General features: G+C 37.3%; 12 protein-coding genes. 7 read left to right on the forward strand and 5 right to left on the reverse strand.

Annotated elements, in window-relative coordinates:
- Positions 1-80: 80 nt before the first annotated feature.
- Positions 81-2,591 (forward strand): preprotein translocase subunit SecA, encoded by a 2,511-nt coding sequence (gene secA, locus QUF91_RS04385; RefSeq protein WP_285395383.1) that lies wholly within the window; start codon positions 81-83, stop codon positions 2,589-2,591.
- 453 nt (positions 2,592-3,044) lie between these two features.
- Here secA and QUF91_RS04390 read toward each other — a convergent pair whose 3' ends face one another.
- Both QUF91_RS04390 and QUF91_RS04395 read right to left on the reverse strand, forming a co-directional pair.
- Complete coding sequence (locus QUF91_RS04390; RefSeq protein ID WP_289416986.1) at positions 3,045-3,650, reverse strand: CPBP family intramembrane glutamic endopeptidase; 606 nt, start codon at positions 3,648-3,650, stop codon at positions 3,045-3,047.
- 4 nt (positions 3,651-3,654) lie between these two features.
- Positions 3,655-4,395, reverse strand: a complete 741-nt coding sequence (locus QUF91_RS04395; RefSeq protein WP_289416987.1) for a MerR family transcriptional regulator — start codon at positions 4,393-4,395, stop codon at positions 3,655-3,657.
- A gap of 344 nt (positions 4,396-4,739) precedes the next feature.
- On the opposite strand from QUF91_RS04395, the gene QUF91_RS04400 reads away from it, so the two are divergent.
- Positions 4,740-5,219, forward strand: a complete 480-nt coding sequence (locus tag QUF91_RS04400; protein ID WP_289416988.1) for a hypothetical protein — start codon at positions 4,740-4,742, stop codon at positions 5,217-5,219.
- A 297-nt stretch (positions 5,220-5,516) separates the two neighbouring features.
- Complete coding sequence (locus QUF91_RS04405) at positions 5,517-5,672, forward strand: hypothetical protein (RefSeq protein WP_285395380.1); 156 nt, start codon at positions 5,517-5,519, stop codon at positions 5,670-5,672.
- A gap of 198 nt (positions 5,673-5,870) precedes the next feature.
- Here QUF91_RS04405 and QUF91_RS04410 read toward each other — a convergent pair whose 3' ends face one another.
- Both QUF91_RS04410 and QUF91_RS04415 read right to left on the reverse strand, forming a co-directional pair.
- On the reverse strand, positions 5,871-6,242 hold the full coding sequence (locus QUF91_RS04410; protein ID WP_285395379.1) for a hypothetical protein: 372 nt from the start codon (positions 6,240-6,242) through the stop codon (positions 5,871-5,873).
- A 473-nt stretch (positions 6,243-6,715) separates the two neighbouring features.
- Complete coding sequence (locus tag QUF91_RS04415) at positions 6,716-6,916, reverse strand: hypothetical protein (protein WP_289416989.1); 201 nt, start codon at positions 6,914-6,916, stop codon at positions 6,716-6,718.
- 369 nt (positions 6,917-7,285) lie between these two features.
- On the opposite strand from QUF91_RS04415, the gene QUF91_RS04420 reads away from it, so the two are divergent.
- The gene (locus QUF91_RS04420; RefSeq protein ID WP_289416990.1) at positions 7,286-7,825 is read left to right on the forward strand and encodes a competence protein ComK; all 540 of its coding nucleotides are present in this window, start codon (positions 7,286-7,288) and stop codon (positions 7,823-7,825) included.
- A 254-nt stretch (positions 7,826-8,079) separates the two neighbouring features.
- Positions 8,080-9,184 (forward strand): peptide chain release factor 2 gene (gene prfB, locus QUF91_RS04425; RefSeq protein ID WP_481817426.1). Its coding sequence is split into 2 segments (ribosomal slippage): positions 8,080-8,154 and positions 8,156-9,184, totalling 1,104 coding nucleotides; the frame shifts between segments, so codons are not numbered across the junction.
- 84 nt (positions 9,185-9,268) lie between these two features.
- Here prfB and QUF91_RS04430 read toward each other — a convergent pair.
- A complete protein-coding gene (locus QUF91_RS04430) occupies positions 9,269-9,778 on the reverse strand; it encodes a competence protein ComK (RefSeq protein ID WP_285395377.1) in 510 nt (169 codons plus the stop codon).
- 225 nt (positions 9,779-10,003) lie between these two features.
- Between QUF91_RS04430 and QUF91_RS04435 the strand changes: the two genes are divergently transcribed.
- A complete protein-coding gene (locus QUF91_RS04435; protein WP_285395376.1) occupies positions 10,004-10,246 on the forward strand; it encodes an IDEAL domain-containing protein in 243 nt (80 codons plus the stop codon).
- An 884-nt stretch (positions 10,247-11,130) separates the two neighbouring features.
- Positions 11,131-13,110, forward strand: coding sequence for an excinuclease ABC subunit UvrB (gene uvrB / locus QUF91_RS04440; RefSeq protein WP_285395375.1), 1,980 nt, complete (start codon positions 11,131-11,133; stop codon positions 13,108-13,110).
- The last annotated feature ends 7 nt before the right edge of the window (positions 13,111-13,117 follow it).

A 13,117-nucleotide genomic window follows, 5' to 3' on the forward strand; every position in this document is an offset into this window, starting at 1 on the left:
ATGCTAGTGACACTGTTTGCATGAAACTGTTACACAATGGTAAAATGAAAGTTGAGACTATATAGGAAGTGAAAAAATTCATGGTAAACCTATTAAATAAATTATTTGATTTCAATAAACGTGAGTTAAAAAAATTAGAAAAAATCGCTGACCAGGTTGAGGGATTCGCTTCTCAAATGGAACAGCTTTCAGATGATCAATTACAAGCGAAAACAGAAGAATTTAAAAAACGTTTTGCCGACGGAGAGAAATTAGAGTCGATTCGTGCGGAAGCTTTTGCCGTTTGTCGTGAAGCGTCTAAGCGTGTGTTAGAGATGTACCCATTCCGCGTACAGATTATGGGTGCTGCTGCACTTGATGAAGGTAATATTTCGGAGATGAAAACCGGGGAAGGTAAAACGTTAACGGCTACAATGGCTGTTTACCTGAATGCCATTACTGGTAAAGGTGTGCATGTTGTCACAGTCAACGAGTATTTAGCGAGTCGTGATGCTGAAGAAATGGGGCATCTGTATAATTTCTTAGGCTTATCAGTTGGTTTAAACTTGAACAGCCTGTCAAAAGAAGAAAAACGTGCAGCCTATGAAGCTGATATTACGTATAGCACAAACAATGAGCTAGGCTTTGACTATTTACGTGATAATATGGTGCTTTATAAAGAAGAACGTGTACAACGTCCGTTGCATTATGCAGTAATCGATGAGGTTGACTCGATTTTAATTGATGAAGCGCGTACGCCATTAATTATTTCGGGTCAGGCTGGGAAATCAGCGCAGCTTTATAAACAGTCTAATGCGTTTTGTCGTATGTTAAGTGCGGATACGGATTACACATATGAAGAGTCAACAAAAGGTGTTACGTTAACAGATGCCGGTGTTGAAAAAGCGGAGAAGGCATTTGGTATTGATAACCTATTTGATTTAACGCATGTACGTTTAAACCATGCTATTAACCAATCGTTAAAGGCACACGTAAGTATGCATAATGATGTAGATTATGTTGTGCAAGATGGAGAAATTGTTATTGTTGACGGCTTTACGGGTCGTTTAATGAAAGGTCGTCGCTACTCAGATGGACTACATCAGGCGATTGAGGCTAAAGAGGGCGTAGAGATTCAAAATGAATCGATGACGATGGCGACAATTACGTTCCAAAACTATTTCCGTATGTACCAAAAGCTTTCAGGTATGACAGGTACAGCGAAAACAGAGGAAGAGGAATTCCGTAATATTTATAATATGAGTGTTGTGGCGATTCCAACGAATAAGCCGATTGCTCGTGATGACCGTCCAGACTTAATTTTTGCTTCAATGGAAGGAAAATATAAAGCGGTGGCGGCAGATATTGCAGAGCGCCATAAAGCAGGACAACCTGTTCTTGTTGGTACTGTTGCCATTGAAACGTCTGAAATCATTTCGAATTTATTGGATAAACATAAAATTCCACATAATGTCCTGAACGCGAAAAATCATGAGCGTGAAGCTGAAATTATTGCTAATGCTGGTACGAAAGGCGCCGTAACAATCGCTACGAACATGGCTGGTCGTGGTACAGACATTAAGCCTGGAGAAGGTGTAATGGAGATTGGCGGTTTAGCGGTAATTGGTACGGAGCGTCATGAATCTCGTCGTATCGATAATCAGCTGCGTGGTCGTTCTGGTCGTCAAGGGAATCCAGGGGTTACACAATTCTATCTGTCACTAGAAGATGAATTAATGCGTCGTTTTGGCTCTGATAATATGAAGTCCATGATGATGCGATTAGGGATGGATGATTCACAGCCACTACAATCAAAAGTTGTTTCAAGAGCAGTAGAATCAGCTCAAAAACGTGTTGAAGGAAATAACTTCGATGCTCGTAAACGTTTATTACAATATGATGATGTGTTACGTCAGCAACGTGAGATTATTTATAAAGAACGTTATGACGTATTAGAAACAGATAATATGCGTGTCCTTGTTGAGTCTATGATTCAAGAAACGATCGACAATGTTGTCGCATTGTATACGCAAGGCGAGCAAAAGGATTGGAACTTAAAAGCCATTGATGACTTTGTCGGTGCAAATCTCCTAGGTGAAGATGATCAGACGGTAGAAGATTTCCAAGGCAAATCTGCTGAAGAAATTAACCAAATGATTTCTGATGCTGTTCATGCGCGTTATGATGAAAAAGAGACAGAGCTTACACCAGAGCGTATGCGTGAATTTGAAAAGGTTATTTTATTGCGCTCAATTGATACGAAGTGGACTGATCATATTGATGCAATGGATCAGCTACGTCAAGGTATCCATCTTCGCGCATATGGTCAAAATGACCCGCTTCGTGAATACCAACAAGAAGGCTTTGCTATGTTTGAGGATATGGTCGCTTCCATCCGTGAAGATGTAGCGAAATATGCAATGAAGGCAGAAATCCGCAGTAACTTAGAGCGTGAGGAAGTTGCAAAAGGACAAGCTGTTAATCCGAAAGAGGATGGTTCTCCAGCACCGAAAAAGCAACCTGTCCGTAAGGCTGAGAATGTCGGACGTAATGATTTATGTCCATGTGGAAGTGGGAAGAAATTTAAAAACTGCCATGGTGCAGGTCAATAAGTTTACGATTACGAAAAGATCATTTTAACTACACGTTAAAATGGTCTTTTTTTGCGTGTGCGGGCATGTGTAACTGGAGGAGGAATTTTGTGTAAGCTATGCATTGCGCATAGCAAGAACTTTTTTAAATCAAAATCAGCTCTATTAAAGAGGGGATGATTATTAGCATTCTTAAGTGAAGAGGAGGCTTCCATGCTCATAATTGTTGCTTTGAAATAAAGTCGTACTGTTTAAAATAAAGTTATACCGTTTATAAAAAAATTGCACCGTTTTGCCCCTTTAGATTATACTCATAATGACCATCTTCTGTTTTAAAAAAGTAACATCAAGATTTCCTCTGGTGTTACCTATACATTATAAGAGCCTTACTAAATGAGCAAGGCTCTTATAATTCAATAACTTTATTATCAATTCACAAAAATAGCATTAAATACTAGACTAAAACTGTTTCTATTACTTAGATTTTATAAAGTAGATTCCTATTCCAAAGTTATAAATAGCATGAGCAATCATTGAAGGAATTAAAGAACTAGTAAAATAAAACAATAATGCAAATATCAGTCCATTAATAAGTACTAATACGTATGCTAAATAAACACCTTTATACTGCGGTATATGAATGATCCAAAATAGAAAGGAACTAAAAATAATTACGACTCCATCAATGATATGATGATAACCAATAAACAAACCTATTAGTACACCCCTGAAGAAAAACTCTTCAAAAAAGCTTCCCCCTAGTGAACTAACGGCAATACCACTTGAAGTCTTCATTATTTTATTTATTATTTCTGCGCTTTCAGTTTGAGGAAGCTCTGTTTTTGTTTTAATTATGAGACCAACTACAATTAATACTATAATCGTACCAACAAGCAAACCTAGTAAGGTAACAAAAAGGTACGAGTGATCATTGGGAACAAACAACGAAACAATAAAGGGTATGATTTCTCCCCATCTAAAGATCGCTATAAGCATTAAACCTAATATTAAGAAAGGAGTTAATCCTAATACAATTTGACTCAATAATTTATAATGCTCTCTCGAACTTAATTCAATCATAAACTTATTCTCCTTTTCCCTCATGATGACTGTTAAACAATACACGAATCGCTTCTCCTAAAAACTCAGTCATATTAACAGGTAATATGGCTTTAATAATTCCCAATTGTTTTTCTAAATTATTATTGGAATTATAAAACTCTTCTAAAGGTACAGGAAGCATTTCTATTATTTCTTTTAATTCTCTCTGTACTTCGTGACTTTCAGGGGTTAGTTCATTGTGGATTGCTGCTTGAAAAAAAGATAACAACCTCATATTCAGCCTATCTAATGCTATTTGTTGAGATTTACTTTTGGGAATAATAGCATCAATTGTATCTATTGAGAAATACCGATTCAAAATTTTTCTTTGATCTTCTTCTAATCGAATAGAATTCATGAGCAACATAAGATCTTCGTTAGTTAAATCACCGGTTTCATTTAATAGAGCCTTAATCCTGGTCATCATTCCCAATGACATATTTATTTTATCTCTCTTATCGAGAAGTAAAGCTTCCTGAATTTCTAACATTTCTTTAAAAGAATACTCTGGGTCTTCAAGCCTTTGTTTGATTTCGTATAAAGGTAAGTTCAAACTTTTTAGCAACTGTATGTTATAAAACTTCTTCAATTCATCCCCAGTATAAATTTTCTGATTTAATTCATTTCTCTTACTAGGTACAAGTAGACCTATTTTCTCATAATGTCTAAGTGTCCTTATCGTTGTATTAACTGCTTTTGCAAATTTACCTATAGTAAGTTCCAAATAATCCCCTCCAAACATTAGTTACTTTTAAGCTCCTATATCATCTATATTAGATTGTGACGTAACGTCCTTCGCAATACATAATAAAAAAAGACAACCTTCTCTGCCAAAAAGGTTGTCAACGCCAACTGTTTAAACTTTCAACAAATGGGGTACTCATATTATACATATTTATCACTCTACAACTTCTATGTGGAGGCTAATAGATTTATGCGGATATACAACGTTAAGCTAAAAAAGCCTCCAAACGACGCTTTGGGTGCATTGTTAATTAAAATTTGGATATTTATGTTAATATCAATTATTATATAAAAACAAGTTTTTAATTAAAGGGAGTGAAAGAAATGACAAAAGAAATAATTAATGTTGTTTTACCAATGAAAACATATGATACAACTAAAATGGACTCGTGGACTAAAGAACAGTGGCGGGAATTTGTTGGAGAAGAAAAGGACCATGTAGGTATACAGCTATTGCTAATAAATGATAACGATTTTTATTTGAAAATAATGGGCATATACTTTGACGAAGCCTCAGAAGAAATGTTTTTTAGTTTTGATGCACAAAACAAACTTGAGCGAAATATAAATCTTCAATTCTGCCAATGGACAATTGATGAAAGTATTTTTAATTTATCTCACGAAAAGCCGCAATATTTGGAGAAGTTTTCTGGAGTTAGAGGCTTTCAAAAGTGTGTAAAGCGAACGTATTTAGAAGAGTGGGACAACACTACAATTGAAATAAAAATACTCGATGCAGAAACAAATCTAAACATTAGAAAGCTTGAACTCCAAATAAATAAGCATTTTACTCAGGTTTTTTAATAAAGTGCAGGAATTTAGTGCAAAAAAGTATTTATAAAGTATACATAATTATTTAAAATAACGTTCCCAAATGAACGCTTGGTGACATTTCAAACAGCGACAAGCACTGTTAAATCCGTGTTTGTCGCTGTTTTTATTAGAAAATAACGCTCTGAGATGCTGTGAGAAACTATTTTAAAGAGGACTGTTCGATTCACTTGTTCTGAATGGTAGAAAAATATAAATAGAATCTCAATGAAAGGCTACCAAAGGGCGCTTTGGTAATGTTAAACTTTAATTACACGAGGGGGCGAAAAAATGGATTATACTAAAATCTATAATGAGGAACTGATTGCCTTAGTAAAAGAGAAAATAAAGTCAGTCGGTGAAATTAAAGCGGTGAAGTTTTTGAGAGAGCAAACAGGTATATCCTTAATACAGGCAAAAAAATTTGTAGATTTTTGTAAAGAATAGACATAAAAATTAGAGACAATAAATTAACCTGTGTTTTATTGCAACAATATTTATAAAGCATACAAAATAAATATAATAAACGTTCCCAAATGGAAGTTAGGGAATAAAACACCCCATTCAATTGAATGAGGTGTTTGTTTTTTGCTGCTTATAATCAGTATGTCCCCAAATCAGGCTTTGGGAACAACCTCATTCAAATTAAATACTTGTAGCATATTTTTCAATCTGCTTTTCTTTTTGAGCTACTAATCCTGTTTTAGAAAACTTATTAAATTGTTCTTTATCCAAAATTTTTGTTAGTTGATTCATAACCATTTCAGTAATCATATCCTTCATATCACCAGAACTTTGTTCGTTTTCTTTTGATTTAGGTAACTTTGTTTCTTTAATCATCACTATCTCGCCATTTGCTTTCGTCACGTAATGACGTATATAGCCTTTCTCTTTTTTAATTTCATATGTTGCTTTAGATTTTTTATTTTTATCTAAAAACAAATCATCTGATAAACGATTGGAGCCATCTTTTTTTAGGGTGCTAAGGTAATTACTATTTCCTAGTTGAATATTCATTATAACCTCCTGATATGTAATATATTTACTTTTTATATCGGTCATTGTTTACTTTCTTGTACAACAGTTTAGTTGATTAATACGTTTGCTTAAGCTATACAATCCCATTTAAAATAACGTTCCAAAATCAAAGTTTGGAAACACACCAAAAAGGCACGAATGTTGTTAAATCAACGTTCGTGCCTTTTTACGAGGCTATTGTTTATACAGCTTTTTATACAAAGCTATATAAACATAGCTATGATAGGACTTTTCGAGATTTTTTTAATTTAACGTGAAATACGTGTTTGCAAGGTGTTTTTGATCAATCTTTATTCCAAAGCTATAATAATAGGTTCATCATCAAAAGTAGGGGATAACATTTGGTAAAACGTATTCCATGTATATAAGTGGATTGAAGTAGAGACTTGGTGACTTCTTGGGAATCAGCGTCACAAATGGGACCTTGGAGCGCGCAATAAGGGGAACGAGGGCTAGAGCATCACAACCTGTGATAACGCCTTCGTGACCAACCATCGTGCCACTGCCGCTCCGCTTTCGCGCAAAAAACACCTGTTGCTGCCCGCTACGTTTGCACTTCGCTTTCGCGCAAAAAACATCTGTTGCTGTCGCTCCGCTTTCGCACAAAAAACATCTGTTGCTGCCGCTACGTTTGCCGCTTCGCTGTCGCACAAAAAACACCTTTTGGCTAAGTGCTCATCGGACGCCCCTAAGAAAGCGCCCAGTCAGAACGGAAATCCCACCAACATTATGGTGAAATTTTAATTATTAGATAATTCAGAAAAAAAGTATATAATACTACAACAATAGGTAAATAGTTCAATGAAAAGGGTAATGTTTATAACTTTTATCTAGTTTATTATAAATATATAAATGGTTGAAAAGTTTTATATGGTGTGATAAGTGTGGACTTGCTTTCTTTGAATTAAGGGGGTGATTCATGTGTGGATATAAAAATTCTCGAGGAAATACATTGGAGTATACCAATATATTTATTACTATACTCCTCTTTACTAGAAAAAATAATTTTAAGGGGGATAAACATGCAAAATGATGACATTATGAGTGGTGAAACGATGCTGTATATGCCGGAGTATGATGCCTATGGGAACTTGTGTACACGTGTGATAGAAAGAGATTATCAATATATATCAAAATTATCACCGACAAAATTAATGGATTATAATCTACGGTATTTCGGTTCAAGCCTAAGAGGGGCATTCGATGGTTCGAAAATGATACTTGGAAAGCTGAATAAAAATCCAATAGTGGTTCATGAAGGGAGTGATATTGTATGGTTTCCAAGTAAATCTCCTTTACATCCTGAATGTATATGGTTGGCTGTCCATCATATTGAGGACTATCAAGTTGTGGATAAAAAGAGTACAAAAGTAGTTTTTATGAACGGCAAGGACATTATTGTGGATTTAAGTGTTAGATCATTTGAATACAGAATTCAAAGAGCGTTTTTACTAAAGGATAAACTAGAGAAACGAACAAAACACTTACTAGTACAACATGATCGAGTGAAAGTATATCCACGCGTGACAAGCCACAGTTCTGTATATGAGGATAAAGGTTAAGACGAATGATTACCGTACATTTAGTTATGTAAATCAAGCCGTATTGTTAAAAAAGTATGTTTTCCGACGTAAAAACGTTATAATAAAAAAATACGGGGCTTACAAAAAATAGAGATATGAGCATTTTGAATGCATCTCGAGAACGATGAGAACTTAGCAAGAATCATTTGGATTAAAGGCACATACCGATACTTCGGTAACTCATCATGAATATTTACAAATAGCCCCATTAATAATGTTCGGAGGATTTAACAATGATAGAATTAGCAGATGTACGTAACGCGTTAGACACTTCAGCCAAAAAATTGGCGGATTTTAGGGGGTCTCTTTGACTTAGAAAACAAAGAGGCACGCATGCAGGAATTAGATGAAATGATGCTTGAGCCAGGCTTCTGGGATGATCAGCAAGGCGCACAAGTAATCATTAATGAGGGTAATGGCTTAAAGGCAATTGTGAATGAATATAAAGATTTAGTGGAAACATATGAGAACTTAGATATGACGCTAGAGCTATTGCGAGAAGAGCCTGATGAAGAATTGCAGGAGGAGCTGGGCACAGAATTAGTAGAATTCCAGCAAAAAATGGGCGATTTTGAGCTGCAATTACTATTAAGTGGTCCATATGATCAAAACAATGCGATTTTAGAGTTGCACCCAGGAGCTGGTGGTACGGAATCTCAGGATTGGGGCTCAATGTTACTTCGTATGTACACACGTTGGGCAGAAAAACGTGGCTTTAAAGTCGAAACAGTTGATTATCTTCCAGGGGATGAAGCAGGTATTAAATCTGTAACATTGTCCATTAAGGGTCATAATGCTTACGGCTATTTGCAAGCAGAAAAAGGTGTCCATCGTTTAGTGCGTATTTCACCGTTTGACTCTTCTGGTCGTCGTCATACATCATTCGTTTCTTGTGATGTTATGCCTGAATTCGATGATAATATTGAAATTGATATTCGCACAGAGGATTTAAAAATTGATACGTATCGTGCAACAGGAGCAGGTGGTCAGCATATTAATACGACAGATTCAGCTGTTCGTATTACGCACATCCCGACTGGTACCGTCGTACAATGTCAGGCAGAACGTTCACAAATTAAAAACCGTGAAAAAGCAATGACGATGTTAAAAGGGAAACTCTATCAATTAGAGATCGATAAGCAGCAGGCACAGCTAGATGAAATCCGTGGTGAACAGAAGGAAATCGGCTGGGGCTCACAAATTCGTTCATATGTATTCCATCCATATTCAATGGTAAAGGATCATCGTACAAATGAAGAAACAGGTAATGTAGGAGCGGTGATGGATGGTGATGTAGATCCATTCATTAATGCATACTTACGTTCAAAAATAGGGTAATGAAAGCCCCCTCAGAGGCACAGTAAAATTGTGCTCCTGAGGGGATTTTTTGTTCTTCTAGATTAGCTATGATCGCCCGTCCTCTCAAAAAGGTGGATGATATGGATTGTCTTGACTAAGCTGCTTACGTTCATTCATGTAATGCTTATAAAGCATCGATGCATTGACAAATTGTTTGCTAATAGAAGCATATTGAATGGGTAGTTCAATTTGTTTATCATTTTTTAGTGTGACGATACAGCCCGTTTTACTCGGTACAATATTCGAAATGGCGTGTAGCCCGATCCAAATATTGTGGACAGAGTTTGGCGAATAAGTTGGTAGAAAAATACAAGGGTAACCATAATCATAAGCAACAACGATTGGAAGTTTATGTTGATTACCGAAGAAGCGTTTGGCGGAATGTTTTGCTGCCTCATAGGTTGTTCCGAGTGAAATGCAAGATTTTCGTAATATATGCAGTGGCTTCCGTGTGACGATGAGTTCATTATGCTTGTCGATTACCCGTGTGAAAATTTTAGAGTCGTACTGAATTGGTTGAAGTAAATAGGTGTTGAAAGACATTAAATATCCATTGACATAATTTGCTGGCATATATGTAGTGCCTCCTTTTCTATTTATTATTGAAGTGTAAAATACAAATTTGAATTCAGAAAATATAGATAAAAGGCAAAAGTGATTGATATTCCAAGCAATTGCTTAGAGAAATTGCTTGAAATTACTCGAGATTAATAGCAAATCGAAGTGATTTTCGGTTCTTAAGCATTGCTTTTTAAATTCAATTTTCATATAATTTAGAAAAGGATCGAGGTGAGATCGTTGGATAAATATTATTCGTATACAGATTTTCTAAAAGCCGTTGGTCAGTCAAAGAAAGTGGATGAGGCAGAGAAATTATTGAACGAGATTTATTTAGATTTATTTTTAAATCATATCCAGCGTATGCATCGTGAAGAGCAGCTCATGGTTCTGATAGATAGAGCACTCGATGAAAAAGATGAAAAGGCATTTCATCTATACGCAACCGAACTAAAAGTCTTACACGAAGTAGCAAGTGAATAATATGATGAGCCCGCTCTCCGTTTATTGGAGGGCGGGATTTTTTTTTGCTACTTTCTTTGGAAGATTGGTGATTTGGGGTGCCCTGAACTCGTCGGAACTTCATATGGCTTGAGTGGATATGGTGGCATTAAGCCGAGCCAGGACCTGAGCAGATATTTTTTGAAGTAATCGAAATCTTCCTAGGACCCGAGCGATTCTTGGTCGACCCCAATCAGATTTACGACCGCCCTGAGCGAATCTTCACCAAACCCGATCAGATTTACGACCGCCCCGAGCGAAACTTCGTCGAACCCGATCAAATTTATGGCTGACCCGAGCGAAACTTCGCCGACCCCGATCAGATTTACGGCTGACCCGAGCGAATCATCGCCAAACCGATCAGATCTATGGCTAAGCGGAGCGTATCTTCGTCGACCCCGATCAGATCTATGGCCAAGCCGATCGTATCTTCTGGTTACCTGATCAAATCTTCAATCAACCCGATCAGTTCTTCAGCCTACCCGAACATTTCACCTCCTTACCCAATCGAAACTCCCAGGACTCGAGCTCGACGAGGAGAGTCTATTATCAAACGATTGAAAATCTCCTCTAGGCTAATGCATTTCCATCCGTCCATCTCGATTAGCTAACATTTGGAAAGGGTAATCTATTAACAGGAACTCTATGTTTACAGACAGCAGTTAAGTCGCCGTAAGGAATATCACTTTTTTTGCTCTACAATTATCGAATGTATAAGTAAGCTTTCATTAAGCACTTCGGCCATATGTTCTACATTGTAGCAAAAGAATAAAAATTTACAAACATTCGTTCGTTAAATGTTCGAAATTTTAATACTGCTATGCTAAAATATATGTACAAATTGGTAGGAAAGGACGGGGACATGTGTGCAAACATTTGATTTACAAGCGCCATATACGCCTAATGGGGATCAGCCACAGGCAATTGCGGAATTAGTGGAGGGTGTACTTGCAGGTAAACGTCATCAAACATTGCTCGGTGCAACAGGAACAGGAAAAACGTTTACGATTTCTAATGTCATTAAAGAGGTAAAAAAACCGACACTTATTATGGCGCACAATAAAACATTAGCGGGTCAATTATATAGTGAGTTTAAAGAGTTCTTCCCTAATAATGCAGTTGAATACTTTGTCAGCTACTATGATTACTTTCAGCCAGAGGCCTATGTGCCACAGACGGATACTTATATCGAGAAAGATTCAAGCATTAATGATGAAATTGATAAGTTACGTCACTCTGCGACATCTTCATTATTTGAGCGTGAGGATGTCATTATTATTGCGTCCGTGTCCTGTATATATGGTTTAGGTTCTCCAGAAGAGTATCGCGAAATGGTCGTGTCAGTGCGTACCGGAATGGAAATTGAACGTAATCAATTGCTTCGAAAGCTAGTCGATGTACAGTATGAGCGTAATGATGTGAGTTTTACGCGTGGGACGTTTCGGGTACGTGGAGATGTAGTGGAAATATTACCAGCATCCCGTGATGAACATTGTATTCGTGTGGAGTTTTTCGGAGACGAGATAGATCGAATTCGCGAGGTAGATGCGTTAACGGGTGAAATTTTAGGGGATCGTGACCATGTCGCTATTTTCCCAGCATCCCACTTCGTTACACGAGAAGAAAAACTGCTAAAAGCCATTGAAAATATTGAAAAAGAGTTGGAGGAGCGCCTAGCTCTTTTACGTGCGGAGGATAAATTATTGGAGGCGCAGCGTTTAGAGCAGCGTACTCGCTATGATTTAGAAATGATGCGTGAAATGGGCTTCTGCTCAGGGATTGAAAACTACTCGCGTCATTTAACATTGCGTGAAGCGGGGGCAACTCCATATACGTTATTTGATTATTTCCCAGAGGATTTTTTACTTGTTGTCGATGAAAGTCATGTGACATTGCCACAGGTTCGAGGAATGTTTAATGGTGACCAAGCACGTAAAGGTGTGTTGGTAGAGCACGGCTTCCGTTTGCCATCAGCACTAGATAACCGTCCTTTACGCTTTGAGGAATATGAGAAACGTATTCATCAAGCCATTTATGTCTCGGCAACACCTGGCCCATATGAGCTTGAGCATACGCCGGAAATGGCGCAGCAAATTATTCGTCCAACTGGGCTGCTTGATCCACAAATTGACGTACGTCCTATTGAAGGACAAATTGATGACTTAATCGATGAAATTCAAGGACGTATTGCTTGTGATGAGCGGGTACTCGTGACAACATTGACGAAAAAAATGTCTGAGGATTTATCAGCTTATTTGAAAGAAATGGGCTTAAAAGTGGAATACTTGCATTCAGAGATTAAGACACTAGAGCGAATTGAAATTATTCGTGAGCTTCGCAAAGGTACTTATGATGTTCTAATTGGTATTAACCTATTGAGGGAAGGGCTAGATATTCCTGAGGTTTCTCTTGTCGCTATTTTAGATGCTGACAAGGAAGGGTTTTTACGTTCAGAGCGTTCACTCATTCAAACAATTGGACGTGCTGCACGTAATGCCAATGGTCATGTCATTATGTACGCAGATAATATGACGGACTCTATGAAAAAGGCGATTGAGGAAACGAAACGTCGTCGAACACTGCAAATGGCATATAACGAAGAACATGGCATTACACCGAAAACGATTGTTAAGAAGATTCCTGATGTTATTCGTGCGACACAGGTGGCAGAGGAAGAAGAGTCTTATGTAGCGAAGGCAACAAAAGGTAAGAAGCTGACGAAGGCGGAAAGAGAGCAGTTACTTGCTACGCTAGAAGTAGAAATGAAGGAAGCAGCAAAAGCGCTAGATTTCGAACGTGCTGCTGAGCTGCGCGATACAATATTTGAATTGAAGGTAGAAGGGTGAATGGCTT

Source organism: Lysinibacillus sp. G4S2 (assembly GCF_030348505.1).
Taxonomy (GTDB): Bacteria; Bacillota; Bacilli; order Bacillales_A; family Planococcaceae; genus Lysinibacillus.